Consider the following 20029-nt stretch of genomic DNA (forward strand, 5'->3'; position numbering starts at 1 on the left):
TCGATCACGTCGCTGTCCACGTCGACTTCGACCGGTATCAGCTCGTTGTCGACCGGCCTGAGTTCCACCGATAGCTCGGTGACGTCGCTGTCGACGTCCACGTCGACCGGTCTGTCGTCGGCCACGAGTTCGATCACATCGCTGTCCACGTCGACTTCGACCGGCATCAGCTCGCTGTCCACCGGTTTGAGCACGACGGATAGCACGGTGACGTCCCTGTCAACGTCCACGTCGACGGGCCTCTCGTCCGCGACCAGCTCGATCACATCGCTGTCCACGTCGACTTCGACCGGCATCAGCTCGTTGTCGACCGGCCTGAGCTCCACCGACAGCTCGGTCGCGTCGCTGTCGACTTCGACGTCGACGGGCCTGTCCTCGGCCACGAGCTCGATCACGTCGCTCTCCACCTCGACTTCGACCGGCATCAGCTCGCTGTCGACGGGCCTGTCCTCGGCCACGAGTTCGATCACGTCGCTGTCCACCTCGACTTCGACCGGCCTCAGCTCGCTGTCGACCGGCCTGAGCTCGACCAACAGCACGGTCGCCTCGCTCTCCACCTCGACCTCGACCGGCCTCAGCTCCCTCTCCACCGGCCTGAGTTCCACCGACAGCACGGTGACATCGCTGTCGACCTCGACCTCGACCGGCCTCTCGTCGGCCACGAGCTCGATCACGTCCCTGTCCACCTCGACGTCGACCGCGATCGAAGCTGCGAAGACGCACTACTTCAGCGTCAACGACAACGGCACGCAGCAAGGCAACTACGCGAACGACGGCGCGACGGGCGTCAATGCCTTGGCAGCCGGCGTGAACGCCAGCGCCGCCGGCGCGAGCAGCGTCGCCGTCGGCGACGGCTCGAACGCGCAAACCGCCGGTGCCGTCGCGATCGGCCAGAACGCATCGGCCACCGGCGGCAAGGCGGTGTCGATCGGCTCCGGCAACACGGCGAGCGGCGACGGCGCGGTCGCCATCGGCGACCCGAGCGTCGCAACGGGCACCGGCGCAGTCGCGATGGGCGCGAACGACACGGCGACCGGCACCGGCGCAGTGGCGCTCGGCAACGCGAACACGGCAACCGGCACCGGCGCGCTCGCGCTCGGTAGCAACGCAGTCGCCAGCGCCACCGGTGCGCAAGCCTACGGCTCCGCCGCAGCGGCCACGGCCACCGACGCCCTCGCGTTCGGCACGAACGCGCAGGCCAACGTTGCCAACTCGATCGCGATGGGCGCGAACTCGACCACGAGCAATGCAGTCGCGGTGTCGAGCATGACGGTCGGAGGCGTCACGTACGCGGTCAGCGGCATCGCACCGGTGGGCGTCTTCAGCGTCGGCGCACCGGGCGCCGAACGTCAGATCACGAACGTCGCCGCAGGCCGCGTCTCGGCCACCAGCACGGACGCCGTCAACGGCAGCCAGCTCAACGCAACGAACCTGGCCATCAGCAGCCTGTCGACGTCGACGGCCTCGAACATCTCGTCGCTGTCGACCGGGATCGGCTCGCTGTCCACCGGCCTGAGCTCGACCAACAGCAACCTCACGTCGCTGTCCACGTCGACCTCGACCGCGATCGGCTCGCTGTCCACCGGCTTGAGCTCGACCAACAGCAACCTCACGTCGCTGTCCACGTCGACCTCGACCGGCATCGGCTCGCTGTCCACCGGCCTCAGCTCGACCAACAGCACGGTGGCGTCGCTGTCGACCGGCGTGACGAGCATCACCAACACGCTGAACCAGCTGTCGACGACGGTGAACAACAACCAGGCGCGTACGGCGAACAACTCCGGCATCGCGGCCGACATGAACGGCACCGGCACCGACCGCCCGACCGTCACCGCCGGCTCGAACTCGGTGGCGATCGGCGCGAATTCGAGCGACGGCGGCCGTTCGAACGTGGTGTCGGTCGGCAGCGACACGCAGCAGCGCCAGATCACGAACGTCGCGCCGGGCACGCAAGGCACCGACGCGGTGAACGTGAACCAGCTGACGCAAGTGCAGACGACGCTGTCGACCGCGCTGTCGGGCCAGCAGTCGCAGATCAACTCGCTCGGCACGCAACTGCAGCAGACGGACCAGATGGCGAAGCAGGGCATCGCGGCCGTCGGCGCGATGGCCTCGATCCCGCAGATGGACCGCGACGCCAACTTCGGGATGGGTATCGGCACGTCGACGTTCCTCGGCCAGAAGGCGATGGCGGTCAACATGCAGGCGCGCATCACGGAGAACCTGAAGGCGTCGATCAACGGCGGCTTCAGCGGCGGTCAGAAGGTGATCGGCGCCGGCATGCTGTATCAGTGGAAGTAACCCGTCGCGCAGCACGCCGCCCGTCCGGCCCACCGGCCGGGCGGCGTGCGGCGTGCCGCGCGCTTCAGTCAACTCCAGTTTTGAGGACGTAACCGTGAACAAACTCGCTCTTGCGCTCGCGCTCTCGGCGCTGGGCCTCGCCGCGTGCTCGACCGCATCCGGCCCGACCTACAGCGCCTCCGAACTGCAGCCGCGCGACGGCGTGCGCACGTTCCAGGTCGACTGCCACGGCTTGCTGTCGGGCCCGCAGACCTGCATGAACGCCGCGCGCAAGATCTGCGGCGAGCAGCCGGTGCGCGTCGCCGATTCGGCGCATGCACTGCGCAACCACGCCGATCCGGCCACGCTGGTCTTCCAGTGCGGCGCCGCACCAGCCGAAACGGCCGCGGCCGCCGCGCCCGTGCCGACACCGGCGCCCGCGCCCGCGGCGGTCGAACACGTGAACCTCGCGGGCGACGCGCTGTTCGCAACGGGCCAGGCCACGCTGACGCCCGCCGCGCGCGCATCGCTCGACAAGCTGCTGAGCGAACGCGAAGACCACACGTACACCGAAGTGACGGTCACCGGCTATACCGACTCGGCCGGCAGCGACGCGGCCAATCTCGCGCTGTCGAAACGCCGGGCGGACGTCGTCGCGCGCTACCTGCACGCGCACGGGCTGAAAGCTCATACGATGGCGGTCGCCGGCCGCGGCAGCGCCGATCCGGTCGGGTCGAACGCGACGGCCGAAGGCCGTGCGGCGAACCGCCGCGTCGAGATCTCGCTGAAGCGCTGACGCGCCGAACAGCGGCCCCGGCGCCGACCCTCCGCTATGTCAAACATCGTCATGGCCCTCCACAAACCGGCGTCTTCCGTGCCACAATCGCCGCAGACTGTCGCCGGAACTTTCCGCCCGCGTCGCGCGCCGTGCCAGCTTCGCGCGACGACACACCGGAATCCGGCGGCCGCCTCGCGATCCGCGCCGCCCGATCCGTCGTCAGCGCGCGCCGACGCGAACGCAACCACGACAATCCACGGCGCGCCGTCCGCAGGCCAGTCGCTCGACACCAGCGCCTGACGCGCGACGCCGCAGAGGAAACCAACCGGTGACGTACATCGATCAAGCCGCGTCAGGCGGCACTCGCAGAGAACGACCGGCGGTCGGCATCTCGCTGTTTGCGCGTGACGGCCAGGCAATCTGGGAAAACGGCATTCATCAGAACATCGCGTATCTCGCGATGATGCTCAAGCGCTCGGACCGCATCGGTCCGGTCTACTTCCTGAACGGCGGCGACGCGAACGCGCTGCCCGCCGGCCTCGAACTCGACGGCCTCGACGTACCGCTCGTGAAACCCACGGACGTCACGCACGACATCGACGTCGTGATCGAGATGGGCGCACAACTGCCGGTCGAATGGCTCAGACACGTGAAGGCGCTCGGCACGAAGCTCGTCGCGTGCTACGTCGGCCATACCTACAGCGGTCTCGCCGAAACGCCGATCTTCGGCAAGCCGTCGGGCCACGTGTTCAACGGCACGCAGTTCGACGAAGTGTGGGTGCTCGAGAAGTCGCAGAAAATCGACGTGCCGCTGTTGCGCACGCTCACGCGCGCGCCGGTCCATACGATGCCGCATCTGTGGTCGCCGTATTTCCTCGACCGCCGCATCGCCGCGCTCGCGAGCGGAGGCGTGACCTTCGGCTATCGGCCCGGCCGCCGCCCGTGGCACCTCGCGACGCTCGAACCGAACATCTCGGTCGTCAAGTCGTGCCATTACCCGATGCTCGCGTGCGACGAGTTCTATCGCGCGCATCCGGAGGCCGTGCAACATCTGTTCGTCGTCAATTCGATTCACATGAAGGCGCATCCGACCTTCGTCCATTTCGCCAACAACCTCGACCTCGTGCGCCAGCAGAAGGCGACGTTCGAGCCGCGCATCGACCTGCCGGGCTTCATGGCCCGCCACGCCGATGCGGTCGTCTCGCATCACTGGGAAAATCCGCAGAACTACCTTTACTACGACGTGCTGTACGGCGGCTATCCGCTGATCCACAACTCGACGCTGCTCGGCGACGCCGGCTACTACTATCCGGACTTCGATTCGGCCGCAGGCGGCCGCGCGCTGTACGACGCGTGGCTGCATCACGACGAGCGGCTCGACGACTATCGCGCGAAGGCCGGCCGGCTGCTGCAGGCCGTCTCGATCGACAACCCCGCGAACCTGGACGCGTTCGTCGCGCGCCTGGTCGCCTGAACCGGAGCATACGCATGTCGGACTCCAATGCCCGTCAAGCGCCCGGCGAGGGCAAGCGTCTCGTCGTCGGCGTGTCGCTGTTCGTACGCGGCGCCGGCCAGTCGCTGTGGGAAAACGGCATCTTCCAGAACTGCCTGCTGCTGATCCTGCTGCTGCGCCAGTCGCCGCTCGTCGCCGAAGCCGTGATGGTGAACGGCGGCGAACAGGTCGCCGATCCGCAGATGATGCTCGGCGAATGGGACGTGCCGCTGCTGTCGATGGACGAAGCGCTCGAGCGCTGCGACGTACTGATCGAAATGAGCGCGCAGTTCGGCGCGGACTACCTGCGCGCCTTCAACGAGCGCGGCGGCAAGGTCGTCACGATGCGGGTCGGCAACGACTACGTGATCGACATCGAGCGCGCGATGTTCGACAAGCCGTCGGGCTTCCTGTTCTCGGGCGCGCCGTACGACGCGGTGTGGACGATTCCGGAATTCGAGCGCTCGTGCCTGCACTACTACCAGACGGGCCTGCGCGCACCGGTGACGATCGTCCCGCACATCTGGCATCCGATGCTGTTCGACAAGGCGCGCGCGACGCTCGGCGCCGGCTTGTCGTACGGCTATCGGCCGGGCAAGCCGCGCTGGCGCGTGACGATGTTCGAGCCGAACATCTGCATGGTGAAAACGAGCATCATTCCGATGCTGGTGGCCGAGGAGGCCTATCGCGCGAAGCCGGATTTCCTCGAATTCGTGCGCGTGTGCAACACGCTGCATCTGAAAGAGCATCCGACCTTCGTCCACTTCGCGAAGAGCCTCGACATCGTGAACCACGGCATCACGACGTTCGAAAGCCGCTATGCGGTCTACGAGTTCATGGCCGCCTACGGCGACGCGGTCGTGTCGCACACGTGGGAAAACGCGCAAAACTACCTCTATTACGAACTGCTGTACGGCGACTATCCGCTGATCCACAACTCGCCGTTCCTCGGCAAGGCCGGGTATTTCTATCCGGACTTCGACTGTCAGGCCGGCGGCCGGGCGCTGCTGCAGGCGTTCGCGCAACACGACGCGAACCTCGACGCCTACCGCGAGCAATCGAAGCACGTGCTCGACTCGGTCAGCATCTACAACCCCGAGAACGTCGCCGCCTATTCGGACGCGATCGCGGCGCTCTATCGCGACGCATGACGCGCCGCCCTTTCCGGACTCCGACATGAACGCACACCCGTCCCTCTCCCGCGCGAAATGGCTGATCGGCTGCGCCGCCGCGTCCCTCGCGATCGGCGCGCACGCGCAGGCCGGCGGCGAATCGGCGGACGCGCTGCTGCGCGACGCCGACACCGTCTTCAAGCAGCTCGACGCGGGCCAGTACGGCGCGGTATGGGCCGATTCGGCCGCGTTCGTGAAGGCGCGCATCAAGCAGGACCAGTTCGCGGCCGACATGCAGCGCGCGCGCCAGTCGGTCGGCACGGTGCGTCATCGCGGCTGGGCGCAGATCACGCGGATCCGCTATACGAACGCGGGCACGACGCCGGACGGGCTGTACGCGAACGTCGACTATGCAACGACGCTCACCACCGGCACGACCGTGTACGAAAAGCTCAGCTTCCGCCTCGAGGACGACGGCCTCTGGCATCTGACCGGCTACGTGCCGCGTCAATCGCAAAACTACGCGCCCTAAGCCGCGCGCCCGGAGCCAGCGATGAAGATCAATGTCGCGATTACGATGAACGTGCAGCGCGACTCCGCGCAGTCGATCTGGTACAACGGCGCGAACCAGCATTGCGTGTTCCTCTACATGCTGCTGAAACGCTCGCCGCTGATCGGCAACGTGTGGCTCGCGCACGACGACGGCATCACCGACTATCCGCCGGCGCTGATGATGGACGCGTTCGGCGACGCACTGCGGCCGCTGTCGGCGATCGTCCACGACACCGACCTGCTGATCGAGATGAACGCGTTCGTCGACTCGTCGCACACGGACGCCGTGCGCCGGCGCGGCGGCAAGTGCGTGTCGTACCGCTTCGGCAACGACTACGTGATCGCGGTCGAAACGATCAACTTCGGCAAGAACGACTGGCGGCCGAACCCGAACCGCGTGCAGTTCGACGAGATCTGGACCAATCCGCAGCACATGCATACGTGCGCGGCATATTTCCGCGCGGTCTATCGCGCGCCGGTGATCGAGCTGCCGCACATCTGGTCGCCGTACTTCATCGAACGCAGCCTCGACGCCGACCCCGAGCTCAAGGCGCGGTTTGGTTATCGCAATCACGGGCCGGCCAAGCGCATCGCGTTCTTCGAGCCGAACCTGAACGTCGTGAAAAGCTCGATCGTGCCGATGCTCGCCGCGAACGCGTGCTACGTCGAGCATCCCGACCTGATCGAACACGTGTACATGACCAACACGTTCGACAAGAAGGAAAACGTCGCCTTCAAGCACCTCGCGCTCGGGCTCGAGATGGTGCGCGACGGCAAGGCGACGGCGGACGTGCGCGCGCCGTTCGTCGCGTGGGCCGCGCATCATACCGACATCGTCGTGTCGCACCACTGGGAAAACGGCCTGAACTACCTGCTGTACGACGCGCTGTACGGCAACTACCCGCTCGTGCACAACTCGGCGTTCCTGCGCGACGTCGGCTATTACTATCCGGACTTCGAAATCTTCGACGCCGCGCAAGCGATCGCGACGGCCGCGCAGACGCACGACGCGCGGCTCGACGACTACGCGGCGGCGGCGCGCCGCTGCCTGCAACAGGTCGATACGCTCGCCGAGCACAACGTGCGCACGTATTCGGAGCAGATCCAGCGCCTGTTCGACGGCCGTACGCCGGGCTGACGGCCTTCCCCACATCCCATCCATCCGCGCGCCGATGAATCAGACCATCCGCAATTTCGTCGTGATCGAATCGATCCACGGCCCGTTCCTGATCAATCGGCACTGCGACCTGCAGGCCGACGCGCTGATCAAGACCGGCCGCCCGCATATCCAGCGCGAGCTCGACACGATCATGCACGTGATCGACCAACTGCCCGACGGCGCGATCGCGGTGGACGGCGGCGCGAACGCCGGGCTGGTGTGCGTGCCGATTGCGCACCGGCTGCGCGAGCGCGGCGGCCAGGTGTACGCCTTCGAGCCGCAGCGCACGCTCTATCATGCGCTGGGCGGCACCATCGCGCTCAATGAGCTCGACAACCTCCATCTGCTCAACATGGGGCTCGGCAGCAGCAACGGCACGATGAAAGTGCCGGACGTCGACTACGGACGCGCGAGCGACTTCGGCCAGGTCTCGCTCGTCGGCGAACACGCGGCGGGCGGCACGCCGACGCCGATCGTCAGACTCGATTCGCTCGGCCTGCCGCGGCTCGATTTTCTGAAGCTCGACATCGAAGGGATGGAGATCGACGCGCTGCGCGGCGCGCGGCAGCTGATCGAAACGCATCTGCCGTGGTGCTGGATCGAGTACTGGAAGGTCGGCATGGAGGCGATCGCCGACACGTTCGCCGGGCTCGACTACACGTTCTTCCAGATCGACGGGCTCAACATGCTGTGCGTGCCGAACCCGCGCTGGGACCGGCAGCGGTTGTTCATCTCGGGCGAACCGCTCGTCACCGCGCCGGCTGCGCAACGCGGCGCTGCCGCCGCCGGCGCCTCCGCGATAGCGGACGCCGACGCGCCCGAAACGAACTGGAACCGCGCGCTCGAGCACGAGGCGCGCTGCGAATGGGGGCACGCGATCGACCGCTGGCTACGCGCGCGCGGCCGCGGCCTCGACGACGATGCGATCGCGTTCCAGCTCGCGTCGTGCTACGGCTTCGCCGGCGTGCCCGACGCCGGCCTCGCGGCGCTCGAACGCTTCGGCGACCGGGCCGTACTGCCCGACCCGCTGCGCGGCCGCGTCGAGCTGGCACGCTCGGCGCTGCTGCTGCGCGCCGGCCGGCGCGACGAAGCGGCACGCGCGACCATCGTCAGCGAGAAAGTGCTGAGCGCCGCGCAGTTCGGGTTGCCGATCGAGCGGCTCTACGACGGCCAGCCGCTGCACGGCAAGCGGCTGCTCGTGGTCAGCTACGGCGGCATTGGCGATCAGCTTCAATACGCGCGCTACCTGCATGCGCTCGACGCGCTCGGCTGCGCGGCGGTGACGGTCATCGTCCCGGCCGCGCTGGCCACGCTGATGCGCCACACGTTCCCGCAGATCGAATTCGTCGCCGCGCAGGGCCCGTGGATCGACGCGTCGGAACTTGCACACGATTACTGGTGCTCGTTCCTCGTGCTGGCCGCAATCTTCGGCTTTGCGCCGGCGCCGGAGCACGCACCGACTGCCTATCTGTCATGCCCGCCGGAGCGCGCGGCCGCGTGGCGCGAGCGCATCGCGCGCGACGGCAGCGCGCCCGGCACGCGCCGCATCGGGCTGAACTGGCGCGGTCGCGAAGAGAGCGACGCACGCTTTCTGCGAGCGGCCAGCGTGCGCGATCTGGCGCCGCTCGCACGCCTGCACGGACACGCGGCGTACTGCATGAACCGCGAAATGTCCGCGCAGTCCGAGCAGACGGATCTGCCGATCACCTTCGCGCATCATGCGATCGAGGATTTCAGCGACCTGGCCGCGCTGATGCTCGCGATGGACGCGGTCGTCACGACCTGCACCGCGCATATCCATCTGGCCGGCGCGTTGGGCGTGCCGGCAGTTCTGCTGCTGAGCCCGAAGGCCGATGCGCGCTGGGAAACCGGTTCGCAGACGGCGCTGTACCGCAGTGTCCGGATAGCGCGCGCCGCCCATCCCGGCCGATGGGATGACGCGATCGATCGCGCGCTCACGTACGTGCTTGGAGAGTTCCGGAAGTGACTGACGAAGCGGCCGACGACAAGCGGCCGACACCCGCGATCGGCCGCTAGGCCGGCTCGCGCTGTGCGCGCCACGTGGCGAATACGCGGCCATGCCGTTGCCCGATGCGCGCCACGCGCGCGAAACAGCGCGCCGCCATCCCGCTGAAGCCGCGCGCCTGCTGCGCGAGGCTGCCCGACACACCGCGCGCGATCACCGAATCGTCGCCGCAGGCGCCGGCGAACACGCCGGCAAAATAATGCCGCGCCGCGCACTCGCGGCCGTCGGCATCGAGCGGCTTCAGCGCGCGAATATGCCGTTCGACGGCTTTCAGGCCTTCGAGAAACGGGGCGATGTCGACGGCCGCATCGGCTGCCTCGCGGGCTTCGGCATTGAACTCCCGCAGCATGTCGGCCAGCTCGGCGAGCGCGACCAGCGCGCCTGCGCCATCGCGCCGCTCGTGCACCTCGTGTCCGGTCTTCAGCTTCGTCACCGCCATGCTCTCGCTCCTTTGCGATCCGCCATTGTCCGATCCCGTACCGACGCGTGCTGCCACGCTGTCACGCGGCGGCCGGCGGCCGCCACGAGAAGCGGATGCCCTGCGCCCACGCGACGCCGGAATCCACCAGAATCTCCCGGTCGAGTTCGTTCTCGACGCCTTCGACGACGACGTGTCGCGCATTCTCGTGCGCAAACGCAATGAGCCGGCGAAACTGGTAGCGCCCGATCGCATTGCGCTTGATCAGCGATAGCACCGACCGGTCGAGCTTCACGATGTCCGGATTGCCGACCACCAGATTGTTCAGCGCACTGTAGCCGACGCCGAAATCGTCGATCGCGACGCGGCAGCCGGCCTGGCGGAACCGATGCACGAACGCGCGCCCGGCAACGGGGTTCAGCGGCTCCGTCTCCGTGATCTCGACGACCAGCCGCGCTGCAACCGACGGCTCACGTTCGAGGCGCCGGAAGATCGCTAGCCACGCGCTGTCGAGCACCGCACTCGCCGCCGCGATGTTGCAGCCGTATACGGCATTCGGATCGGCACGCAGCGCATCGATCGTCCGGCCGACCACGAGCCGGTCGAACCAGCGCATCAGGCCGAGCGCCTCAAGGCGCGGCAGAAATGCGCCTGGCGCCAAACTCTCGCCCGCGCCCCAGCGCAACCGCGCGAGGCATTCGTGATACAGAACGCCGCCGGACAGATCGGCCCGGCATACGGGCTCGCGCGCGAACCCGAGCCGGCTTTCGACGAAACTGCGTACCGACGCGGAATCCGGGTGATCGTCCGACGCGCCGAACACGCACTCGATATCGTCCCGATTCCGTTCCCTGTTAGCCTCCAGGCGAGGTTCGACCGCATTCATCCGGCGCTCCGGCAAATGGCGAGCCGCCGATGGACGGCCCGCGCTCACGAAACATATGGCAGATGCCGACCACGACACGTGCCACCGCTTACCCGGCCCATCCTCAGGTTTTCATCTTTTCCGACAGCGTACGTTTCATGCCGGCGCGCCGTCAAACACGGCATTGTCAAGGATATTCAAATACCATTAATACACCACGCACCCGATTCATTGACGGTGCGGCAGGTCACATAACCCGCCGATTCGGAAACAATCGGGTTCGGCCGCCGGCGCCTCTCATCCGCCGACACTCAGCATGGTTCGATTTATTCGAAAACGCCTGAACGTTATTAATTTGATGTGACGATTATGCATTTTCGATATTGGCGGCCGAATCCGCCGAATCTGCCGAAACGCAACGCCGTCGCGCCACGCGGCAGAACAATCAATAGCGAATATTAAGTGTCCGGTCGCGGCCGGATCGAATGCCGCTGCCGCAAGCGAGATTGATAACTCACGAAGCGCAATTTTGAAAAATCAAATAGACAATTGATCTTCAAATAATCTTACGATTATCTGCCGAAAGATGTTTAACAATCTTTCAGACCGGTTAACCTATAAAATTATTTCTGACGGACTTCCCCCTCGGAGCCGTCGATTTTCGTGCCTTCAAACCGTCGAATCTCCCCGTTTCGACGGTTTCTTTTTTTATCGCGTCGCCAGCGATTGTCTCGGACCTGAATCCGGGAATCGCGTTGCCCGTCACGCGAGCGTCGCGCCGATCAGATTCGCGAACAGCGCGTCGTATTCGGCGACCAGCGCCGGGTTCGCCGACGTGTAGCGGCGCAGGATCTCGCGCTGACGCCGCGTGTAGCCTTCCCAGTCGTCGTCGTGCGTATGCAGCGCGTGCAGCAGCGCATCCGCGCCCTTCTGCACGTCGTTGTCCGGATAGTAGTAGCCGAGATCGGGCGCGAGGCTGGCGTTGTGCACGAGCGGATAGCCCTGCCAGCACACGTCGAAATAGAAGTAGTTGAGCGGGTTCGACCATTGATGCGACACGACGACGTCGGTCATGTCGGCGAGGAACAGCGGCGTCTCGAAGCGCCCGACGAAGCTCGCCTTGCCCGCGCGCACGATGTCCAGGTAGTTCATCAGCATCACGAACTCGGGGCTGTCGTGCGCAAGCCGGTCGGCGTTCGTCACGTGCGTGAAGCAGATCGCGTCGGGGTCGCGCCGATACGCTTCGTCGATGATCAGCATCGGATACACGCAGAACTTCACGACGTCGTGGTTCGGCTCCATCACCGTGAGCCGCTTGCCGGGCTCGGTGCGCGGCCGGTATTCGCCGTGCCCGGGCAGCACGGCCGCACGCTCGGTGACGAACATCGGGTCCCACACGAACGGCACCACGCGCCCCGGACAGCGGCGCAGCGACTGCAGGAACGGCAGCGACGACGGCGCGATCTGCGGAATCGCCCACACCTCGTCGTAGCCGCGGTTGATGAACAGCGAATCCCACATCCGGCGGCCGAACAGCATCGACTCCATCGCGTTGATGTACTCGACGCCGCAGCAGTAGCTGACGAGCTTCGCGCCGCGCGCCTTCAGGTAGGCCGTCTGCGCGCCGTCGATCTGGCCGCCCAGCTCGATCACCACGTCGAGCGCATCCTTCATGTCGGCGAACGCGCGCGTGTCGTACACGGTGCGATCCCACGGCAGCGCGTCGGTCAACGGCACGTCGGTCGTGTTGACCAGCGTCACGCGGTAGCCGTGCGGCGACGCCATCAGCAGCTTCGCGAGAAACAGTGCGTTCTGCTTGATGCCGTTGATCCACATGCTTTCGTCGGCGGTGCGCAGGCCGATCGTGATACCGATACGCAGGCCGTTCAGGACAGGAGACTTCATCGTGGGCGGGAGGAGAGATGGACTGGACGCAGTGTAGCGCGGCCGGCAGCCGCGCGAACTATCCGCCAGTCTAACGTAGCGTGCGCCGCCCGACTGTCATGGATCGTCATGCGCCGCGCGGGCGCCCGGCCACTCGAACGTGCGCCCGAGCGCGGGCTTTTCACGCGTTTCCAACGCCGATCAACCTGCTGCTTGCCGCTGCCGCTGCGACGGCAGCCGCCGTCTCGCCCGGCCTGCCGGCCGACGCTCGGCCGCTGCCTGCATCAGCCTTCCGCCATCATCAGCAGCTGCGCGCCATCGGCGACCTGATCGCCAACGCCGTACAGCACTTCGGCGACGACACCCGGCCCCGGCGCGCCGATCGTGTGCTCCATCTTCATCGCTTCCATCACGATCAGCGGCGTGCCGGCCTCGACCTTCTGGCCCGGCTCGACCAGCACCGCGATCACCTTGCCGGGCATCGGCGCGGTCAGGCGGCCGCCGCCGTGCTCGGCATCGCCCGCATGCGCGAGCAGGTTGCGCCATTCGAACGTCTCAGCCGCGCCCTGCGTGAACACGTGGAACGTATCGCCGTCGGCATAGACGCGCCCGCTGCTGCGCACGCCGCCGAGCGTCACGTCGAAGTCGAGCGGCGTCGCGCCGCGCGTCCACTCGAACGGCTGCGCGGCGGCGTCGCCGATCGCGAGGCGCGCACGGCCGCCGTCGTCGTCGTACGCGACCGTCAGGTCCACTTCGCGCTCCGGCTCATGCCATTCGAGCGTGCGGCGATAGCCGGCGTTCAGACGCCAATCCGGCAGCGCGCACCACGGCGAGCGGCCCGCATGCGCGGCCGCGTCGCGCTCGCGCGCGAACAGCGCCGCGCACGCCAGCGCGAGCGCCGCGCGCGGCGGCTTGCGCGGCGCGAACAGCGCGTCGTGATTGCGCTCGATCAGGCCCGTGTCGAGATCGGGCATCGTGAACGGCTCGCACGCGACGATCCGCTGCAGAAACGCCGTGTTGGTGTGCAGCCCGACCACTTCGCACGCGCGCAGCGCGCGCAGCATCCGGCCGAGCGCTTCCGCACGATCCGCGCCGTGCACGATCAGCTTCGCGATCATCGGATCGTAGAACGGCGTGATCGCATCGCCTTCGCGCACGCCGCTGTCGACGCGCACCGGCGCGCCGATCGCGAACTCGACGCCGTCCGGCAGCCGCAAATGCCTGAGCGTGCCGGTGGACGGCAGGAAGCCGCGCGCCGGATTCTCCGCATAGAGGCGCGCCTCGATCGCATGGCCCTGCACGCGCAGCTCGTGCTGCTGCAACGGCAGCGGCTCGCCCGCGGCGACGCGCAGCTGCCATTCGACGAGATCGAGCCCCGTGACCATCTCGGTCACCGGATGCTCGACCTGCAGCCGCGTGTTCATTTCCATGAAATAGAACGCGTCGCCCGTCATGATGAATTCGACGGTGCCCGCGCCGACGTAGCCGACCGCGCGCGCCGCCGCGACCGCCGCTTCGCCCATCGCCTGCCGCACGTCGTCGTGCAGGCCGGGCGCCGGCGCTTCCTCGAGCACCTTCTGGTGACGACGCTGCACCGAGCAGTCGCGATCGAACAGGTACACGGTGTTGCCGTGCGTGTCGCCGAACACCTGCACTTCGACGTGACGTGGCCGCGTCAGGTACTTCTCGATCAGCACGCGATCGTTGCCGAAGCTGCTCGCGGCCTCGCGCTGGCACGACGCGAGCGCCGCCGGGAAGTCCTCCGAGCGCTCGACCACGCGCATCCCCTTGCCGCCGCCGCCCGCGCTCGCCTTCAGCAGCACCGGGTAGCCGATCCGGTCGGCTTCGCGATGCAGATGGGCCGGCGTCTGGTCGTCGCCGTGATAGCCGGGCACGAGCGGCACCGCCGCCGCGTGCATCAGCGCCTTCGCGGCCGCCTTCGAGCCCATCGCCGCGATCGCGTCGACCGGCGGCCCGATGAACGCGATGCCGGCCGCGTGACACGCCTGCGCGAAATCTTCGTTCTCGGACAGGAAGCCGTAGCCGGGGTGGATGGCCTGCGCGCCGGTGGCGCGCGCGGCCTCGATGATGCGCTCGATGCGCAGGTAGCTGTCCGCGGCCGCCGAACCGCCGATGTGCACGGCTTCGTCGCAGGCGGCGACGTGCTTCGCGTTCGCGTCCGCGTCGGAATAGACGGCGACGCTCGCAATCCCGAGACGTTTGCACGTCGCGGCGACGCGGCAGGCGATTTCGCCGCGATTGGCGATCAGAATCTTGTCGAACATGGCTTCGATGTCGTCCGGAAAGTGATGGACACGCCGTCAGTCACGCCACGAAGGCGTGCGTTTTTCGAGGAAGGACGCGATCCCTTCGCGCGCTTCCGCGCCGGCGCGGGTGCGCGCGATCCAGTCGGCGGTCTGCTCGATGAGCGTCGCGTCGAGCGGCCGGCCGGCCACGTCTGCGACGAGCCGCTTGCAGGCCCGCACCGCGTCGGGGCCGTTCGCGACGAGCGTCGCGGCCAGCTTCGCGACCGTGTCGTCGAGCGCCGCGGCCGGCACCGTGTCGTGAACGAAGCCGAGCGACGCGGCGCGCGCGCTGTCGAACACTTCGGCCGTCGTGAAGTAGCGGCGCGCCGCCCGCTCGCCCATCGCGCGCACCACGTACGGCGCGATCGTCGCGGGGATCAGCCCGAGCCGCGCTTCCGACAGGCAGAACTTCACGCCGTCGGCCGCGATCGCGATGTCGGCCGCCGCGACGAGGCCCACGCCGCCCGCGTACGCGTCGCCGTGCACGCGCGCGATCACCGGCTTGCTGCAGCCGTGGATCGCCTCGAGCATGCGCGCGAGCTTGCGCGCGTCGGCGCGGTTCTCGGCATCCGAGTAACCGGCCATCTTCTTCATCCAGTTCAGGTCCGCGCCCGCGCAGAACGCCGCGCCTTCGGCGGCGAGCACGACCGCCCGCACGCCCGCATGCGCGTCGAGCCATTCGAACGCGGTGGTCAGCTCGGCGATCGTCGTCTCGTTGAACGCGTTGCGCACGTCCGGCCGCGCGAGCGTGACGGTCGCCACGCGGCCGGCCTCGCTTACCTTGATCGTTTCGTATCGCATCGGTGAGTCCTCCGCGCCGTCACATGCGGAACACGCCGAAGCGCGTCTCGTCGATCGGCGCATTCATCGACGCGGCGAGGCCGAGCCCGAGCACGTCGCGCGTCTGCGCCGGATCGATCACGCCGTCGTCCCACAGCCGCGCGCTCGCGTAGTACGGATGGCCCTGGCGCTCGTATTGATCGCGGATCGGCTGCTTGAACGCTTCCTCTTCGTCGGCCGACCACGTGCCGCCCTTCGCCTCGATCCCGTCGCGACGCACGGTGGCGAGCACCGAGGCCGCCTGCTCGCCGCCCATCACCGAGATACGCGCGTTCGGCCACATCCACAGGAAGCGCGCGCCGAACGCGCGGCCGCACATTCCGTAGTTGCCCGCGCCGAACGAGCCGCCGATGATCACCGTGAACTTCGGCACCTTCGCGTTCGACACGGCCGTCACCATCTTCGCGCCGTGGCGCGCGATGCCTTCGTTCTCGTACTTGCGGCCGACCATGAAGCCGGTGATGTTCTGCAGGAACACGAGCGGGATCCTGCGCTGGCAGCACAGCTCGATGAAATGCGCGCCCTTCACGGCCGATTCGGAGAACAGGATGCCGTTGTTCGCGACGATCCCGACCGGATGGCCCCAGATGTGCGCGAAGCCCGTGACGAGCGTCGTGCCGAAGCGCGCCTTGAATTCATCGAATTCCGAATCGTCGACGATCCGCGCGATCACCTCGCGCACGTCGAACGGCTTGCGCGTATCGACCGGAATCGCGCCGTACAGGCTGCGCGCGTCGTAGCGCGGCGGCTTCGGCTCGCGCAGCGCGACCGGCGCGGCGATCCTCGGCGCGAGATGGCTGACGATGCTGCGGGCGATCGACAGCGCGTGCGCGTCGTTCTGCGCGAGGTGGTCGACCACGCCCGACAGCCGCGTGTGCACGTCGCCGCCGCCGAGATCCTCGGCGCTCACTTCCTCGCCGGTCGCGGCCTTCACGAGCGGCGGTCCGCCGAGGAAAATCGTCCCCTGGTTCTTCACGATGATCGACTCGTCGCTCATCGCCGGCACGTACGCGCCGCCGGCCGTGCACGAGCCCATCACGACCGCGATCTGCGCGATGCCCGCGGCCGACATCGTCGCCTGGTTGTAGAAGATCCGGCCGAAGTGGTCGCGATCGGGAAACACGTCGTCCTGATTCGGCAGGTTCGCGCCGCCCGAATCGACGAGGTACACGCACGGCAGGCGGTTTTCCGCGGCGATTTCCTGCGCGCGCAGATGCTTCTTCACGGTCATCGGGTAGTAGGTGCCGCCCTTGACCGTCGCGTCGTTGCACACGATCACGCATTCGCGGCCGGCGATGCGGCCGATCCCGGTGATCAGGCCCGCGCCCGGCGCGTCGTCGTTGTACATCCCGTTCGCGGCGAGCTGCGACAGCTCGAGGAACGGCGCACCGGGGTCGAGCAGCTGGGCGATCCGGTCGCGCGGCAGCAGTTTGCCGCGCGCGAGGTGCTTGTCGCGCGCGGCCTGGCCGCCGCCTTGCGCGAGCTGTTCGATCTTCGCGCGCAGATCGGCGACGACGGCCTCCAGCGCCGCGGCGTTCGCGCGGAAGTCTTCCGAGCGCGGGTTCAGTTTCGATTCGATGATCGGCATCGGCGAGGCTCCGTTCGCGTGACGTGGGGCGTTACATCGTTTCCGCGAACAGCTCGCGGCCGATCAGCATCCGGCGGATCTCGCTGGTGCCGGCGCCGATCTCGTACAGCTTCGCATCGCGCCACAGCCGGCCGACCGGATATTCGTTGATGTAGCCGTTGCCGCCGAGGATCTGGATCGCCTCGCCGGCCATCCAGGTGGCCTTCTCGGCCGTGTACAGGATCACGCCCGCGCAGTCCTTGCGCACCTGGCGCAGGTGGTCGCTGCCGGCCGAGTCGAGATGGCGGCCGACCGCGTACAGATACGCGCGGCACGCCTGGAACGTCGTGTACATGTCGGCGACCTTGCCCTGGATCAGCTGGAATTCGCCGATCGACTGGCCGAACTGCTTGCGGTCGTGGATATACGGAACCACCGCGTCGAGACACGCGGCCATGATGCCCGTCGGGCCGCCCGACAGCACCGCGCGCTCGTAGTCGAGGCCGCTCATCAGCACCTTCACGCCGCCGTTGAGCTGGCCGAGGATGTTCTCCTCCGGCACCTCGACGTCCTGGAACACCAGCTCGCCCGTGTGCGAGCCGCGCATGCCGAGCTTGTCGAGCTTCTGCGCGACCGAGAAGCCCTTCATCCCCTTCTCGACGATGAACGCGGTGATGCCGCGCGAGCCGGCGTCGACGTCCGTCTTCGCGTAGACCACCAGCGTGTCGCAGTCGGGGCCGTTGGTGATCCACATCTTCGTGCCGTTGAGCACGTAGCGGTCGCCGTGCTTGTCCGCGCGCAGCTTCATGCTGACGACGTCGGAGCCGGCGTTCGGCTCGCTCATCGCGAGCGCGCCGATGTGTTCGCCCGACACGAGCTTCGGCAGGTACTTGCGCTTTTGCGCGTCGCTGCCGTTGCGGTGGATCTGGTTCACGCACAGGTTCGAGTGCGCGCCGTACGACAGGCCGATCGACGCCGAGGCGCGCGAGATCTCCTCCATCGCGACCATGTGCGCCGTGTAGCCCATGTTCGCGCCGCCGTATTCCTCGGAGACGGTCATGCCGAGCACGCCGAGATCGCCGAACTTCTTCCACAGATCCATCGGAAACTGGTCGGTGCGGTCGACCTCCGCCGCGCGCGGCGTGATTTCCTTCGCCGCGAACGTCGCGACGGCGTCGCGCAGCATCTCGATGTCTTCACCGAGCATGAATTGCACGCCAGGCAGGTTGATCATGTCTCCTCCGTCTCCAGAAAGTTGCGCATGCGCCGATTTCTGAGTTTCGCTCAAATCGGATCAATGCGTCGATTCATTAAGCCAATGCAGCGTATATTTCGCACAGTTTCGCGCGTCGTCCGGTTTGGCGTCAATAGTTTTTTGAGTGACACTCAGATATCATTGCGGGCATGACAGACGCCCGCCCCGACACCATGACCGCCACCGCCAAAGCCGAGCGCGCCGAGCCGTCGCGCGCCCCCGCCGGGCGCAAGTCCCAGCAGCGCGTGCAGGACATCCTGCGCGCCGGGCGCGAGGTGTTCGCCGAAAAGGGCTACGAGCATGCGACGGCTGCCGAGATCGCGCAGCGCGTCGGCGTGTCGGAGGCGACGGTGTTCAGCTATTTCCGCGGCAAGCGCGAGCTGTGCGCGCGCGTGATCGCCGACTGGTACGACGAGATCATCGCCGCGTTCGAACTCGGCATGCCGCAGGACGCGTCGGTGCAGCAGCAGTTCGCGTTCATCGTGCGCACGCACCTGCGGCTGATGCTGGTGAACGGCACGGGGCTGTGTGCGCTGGTGCTGTCGGAAGGCCGCGCGAAGCAGCATGCGCTGAGCGACGAGCTGACCGCGCTGCAGCGCCGCTACACGGCGCCGCTGATGGATGTGCTGGCGCGCGGCCAGGCGGCCGGCCAGGTGCGCGGCGACATGCCGCTGAGCCTGCTGCGCTCGATGGTGTTCGGGCCGATCGAGCACGTGCTGTGGGACGCGATCCTCGGGCACCGAAAGCTCGACACGGAAACGACGGCCACGCAGCTGATCGACATGCTGTGGGCGGCCGTGCAGCCGCCCGCGCCGGAGCAGGCGGCGCTGGTGCGCTTCAGGAACGAGGTGGCCGAAGCGATGCGCCGGCTGGAAGGACACGCGCCGGAGGCATGATGCGGGCGGCGGTGTTGTGCCGCCGTAACCCCCAACTCGACGCGCGTGGCGCGGTGGCGCCTCGCTGCCGCTACGACGCGTCCGCGGCCCGCAACGGCGCGCGGCTTTGCTCGTTGTTCAAATGGACGAACTTGCGCAACAGCCGCACCAGTTCGCGTGAGTCGTCTTCGCCCATCCCGTCGAACAGGCCCGCGCGCAACGCCTGCACCGACGGAATCAGATGCGTGAGCAGTTCGACGCCCGCCGGCGTCAACAGCAGGCGCCGCTGCCGCCGCGGCAGCACTTCGCGCACGATCAACCCTTTCGCTTCGAGGCGTGCCGCCAGATCGGCGGTCGTCGACGTGTCGAGCGCGACGCGCTGCGCCAGCGTCACCTGGTCGAGCCCGGGGCTTTCCTGGAGCATCCTCAGCACCGCGTACTGCACCGGCGTGACGTCGCGCCCCAGCTTCTCGTAGAACATCGCCACCGCGATCTGGTGCGCGCGCCGGATCAGGTGCCCCGGTTCGTCGTACAGATCGAACGGGAAAGCCGGCACGTCGGCGGGGTTCGTTTTTTCCATGGATGAGTCGGTCACATAAGGCGGCGCGCGCGGTTGCGCG

At 67.4% G+C, this 20029-nt stretch carries 16 protein-coding genes; 8 read left to right on the top strand and 8 right to left on the bottom strand.

What is annotated here, in order from left to right; all coding sequences use genetic code 11:
* The 7 genes from EX20_RS28950 to EX20_RS28980 all read left to right on the top strand — a co-directional run.
* The coding region (locus EX20_RS28950) for a YadA family autotransporter adhesin (protein ID WP_197063151.1) at positions 1–2301 on the top strand (2301 nt) is incomplete at its 5' end.
* A gap of 94 nt (positions 2302–2395) precedes the next feature.
* On the top strand, positions 2396–3076 hold the full coding sequence (locus tag EX20_RS28955; protein ID WP_014724016.1) for an OmpA family protein: 681 nt from the start codon (positions 2396–2398) through the stop codon (positions 3074–3076).
* 310 nt (positions 3077–3386) lie between these two features.
* Complete coding sequence (locus EX20_RS28960; RefSeq protein WP_034195519.1) at positions 3387–4532, top strand: DUF2827 domain-containing protein; 1146 nt, start codon at positions 3387–3389, stop codon at positions 4530–4532.
* A 14-nt stretch (positions 4533–4546) separates the two neighbouring features.
* A complete protein-coding gene (locus EX20_RS28965) occupies positions 4547–5701 on the top strand; it encodes a DUF2827 domain-containing protein (protein WP_034195520.1) in 1155 nt (384 codons plus the stop codon).
* 25 nt (positions 5702–5726) lie between these two features.
* Positions 5727–6194: a DUF4019 domain-containing protein gene (locus EX20_RS28970; RefSeq protein ID WP_011880837.1), complete on the top strand. Its 468-nt coding sequence runs from the start codon at positions 5727–5729 to the stop codon at positions 6192–6194.
* Positions 6195–6215: 21 nt separating this feature from the next.
* Positions 6216–7352: a DUF2827 family protein gene (locus tag EX20_RS28975; protein WP_034195521.1), complete on the top strand. Its 1137-nt coding sequence runs from the start codon at positions 6216–6218 to the stop codon at positions 7350–7352.
* Positions 7353–7386: 34 nt separating this feature from the next.
* Entirely contained in the window at positions 7387–9360 is a 1974-nt protein-coding gene (locus EX20_RS28980; protein WP_034195522.1) for an FkbM family methyltransferase, read from the top strand.
* 46 nt (positions 9361–9406) lie between these two features.
* Here EX20_RS28980 and EX20_RS28985 read toward each other — a convergent pair whose 3' ends face one another.
* The 7 genes from EX20_RS28985 to EX20_RS29015 all read right to left on the bottom strand — a co-directional run bounded on the left by EX20_RS28985 (position 9407) and on the right by EX20_RS29015 (position 18513).
* Positions 9407–9838 (bottom strand): hypothetical protein, encoded by a 432-nt coding sequence (locus EX20_RS28985; RefSeq protein ID WP_034195523.1) that lies wholly within the window; start codon positions 9836–9838, stop codon positions 9407–9409.
* A gap of 61 nt (positions 9839–9899) precedes the next feature.
* Positions 9900–10703 (bottom strand): EAL domain-containing protein, encoded by an 804-nt coding sequence (locus tag EX20_RS28990; RefSeq protein WP_034195524.1) that lies wholly within the window; start codon positions 10701–10703, stop codon positions 9900–9902.
* Positions 10704–11444: 741 nt separating this feature from the next.
* Positions 11445–12587 (bottom strand): DUF2827 domain-containing protein, encoded by a 1143-nt coding sequence (locus tag EX20_RS28995; protein WP_011880842.1) that lies wholly within the window; start codon positions 12585–12587, stop codon positions 11445–11447.
* Positions 12588–12850: 263 nt separating this feature from the next.
* Positions 12851–14851: an acetyl/propionyl/methylcrotonyl-CoA carboxylase subunit alpha gene (locus EX20_RS29000; RefSeq protein ID WP_034195525.1), complete on the bottom strand. Its 2001-nt coding sequence runs from the start codon at positions 14849–14851 to the stop codon at positions 12851–12853.
* Between the two features lie 36 nt (positions 14852–14887).
* The gene (locus tag EX20_RS29005; RefSeq protein ID WP_034195526.1) at positions 14888–15673 is read right to left on the bottom strand and encodes an enoyl-CoA hydratase/isomerase family protein; all 786 of its coding nucleotides are present in this window, start codon (positions 15671–15673) and stop codon (positions 14888–14890) included.
* A 19-nt stretch (positions 15674–15692) separates the two neighbouring features.
* A complete protein-coding gene (locus tag EX20_RS29010; RefSeq protein ID WP_034195527.1) occupies positions 15693–17300 on the bottom strand; it encodes a carboxyl transferase domain-containing protein in 1608 nt (535 codons plus the stop codon).
* A 31-nt stretch (positions 17301–17331) separates the two neighbouring features.
* On the bottom strand, positions 17332–18513 hold the full coding sequence (locus EX20_RS29015; RefSeq protein WP_011880846.1) for an isovaleryl-CoA dehydrogenase: 1182 nt from the start codon (positions 18511–18513) through the stop codon (positions 17332–17334).
* A 170-nt stretch (positions 18514–18683) separates the two neighbouring features.
* On the opposite strand from EX20_RS29015, the gene EX20_RS29020 reads away from it, so the two are divergent.
* On the top strand, positions 18684–19430 hold the full coding sequence (locus EX20_RS29020; protein ID WP_011880847.1) for a TetR/AcrR family transcriptional regulator: 747 nt from the start codon (positions 18684–18686) through the stop codon (positions 19428–19430).
* A gap of 70 nt (positions 19431–19500) precedes the next feature.
* On the opposite strand, the gene EX20_RS29025 is transcribed toward EX20_RS29020, so the two are convergent.
* Entirely contained in the window at positions 19501–19989 is a 489-nt protein-coding gene (locus EX20_RS29025) for a MarR family winged helix-turn-helix transcriptional regulator (protein WP_011880848.1), read from the bottom strand.
* Positions 19990–20029: the final 40 nt, after the last annotated feature.

The organism is Burkholderia sp. WP42 (assembly GCF_000745665.1).
Classification (GTDB): Bacteria; Pseudomonadota; Gammaproteobacteria; order Burkholderiales; family Burkholderiaceae; genus Burkholderia; species Burkholderia vietnamiensis.

What these genes read in the sequence shown, in the direction of transcription:
- EX20_RS28965 (WP_034195520.1), top strand. Translation starts at nt 4,547, where the DNA reads ATGTCGGACTCCAATGCCCGTCAAGCGCCCGGCGAGGGCAAGCGTCTC.
- EX20_RS28970 (WP_011880837.1), top strand. Translation starts at nt 5,727, where the DNA reads ATGAACGCACACCCGTCCCTCTCCCGCGCGAAATGGCTGATCGGCTGC.
- EX20_RS28975 (WP_034195521.1), top strand. Translation starts at nt 6,216, where the DNA reads ATGAAGATCAATGTCGCGATTACGATGAACGTGCAGCGCGACTCCGCG.
- EX20_RS28980 (WP_034195522.1), top strand. Translation starts at nt 7,387, where the DNA reads ATGAATCAGACCATCCGCAATTTCGTCGTGATCGAATCGATCCACGGC.
- EX20_RS28985 (WP_034195523.1), bottom strand. Translation starts at nt 9,838, where the DNA reads ATGGCGGTGACGAAGCTGAAGACCGGACACGAGGTGCACGAGCGGCGC.
- EX20_RS28990 (WP_034195524.1), bottom strand. Translation starts at nt 10,703, where the DNA reads ATGAATGCGGTCGAACCTCGCCTGGAGGCTAACAGGGAACGGAATCGG.
- EX20_RS28995 (WP_011880842.1), bottom strand. Translation starts at nt 12,587, where the DNA reads ATGAAGTCTCCTGTCCTGAACGGCCTGCGTATCGGTATCACGATCGGC.
- EX20_RS29000 (WP_034195525.1), bottom strand. Translation starts at nt 14,851, where the DNA reads ATGTTCGACAAGATTCTGATCGCCAATCGCGGCGAAATCGCCTGCCGC.
- EX20_RS29005 (WP_034195526.1), bottom strand. Translation starts at nt 15,673, where the DNA reads ATGCGATACGAAACGATCAAGGTAAGCGAGGCCGGCCGCGTGGCGACC.
- EX20_RS29010 (WP_034195527.1), bottom strand. Translation starts at nt 17,300, where the DNA reads ATGCCGATCATCGAATCGAAACTGAACCCGCGCTCGGAAGACTTCCGC.
- EX20_RS29015 (WP_011880846.1), bottom strand. Translation starts at nt 18,513, where the DNA reads ATGATCAACCTGCCTGGCGTGCAATTCATGCTCGGTGAAGACATCGAG.
- EX20_RS29020 (WP_011880847.1), top strand. Translation starts at nt 18,684, where the DNA reads ATGACAGACGCCCGCCCCGACACCATGACCGCCACCGCCAAAGCCGAG.
- EX20_RS29025 (WP_011880848.1), bottom strand. Translation starts at nt 19,989, where the DNA reads ATGGAAAAAACGAACCCCGCCGACGTGCCGGCTTTCCCGTTCGATCTG.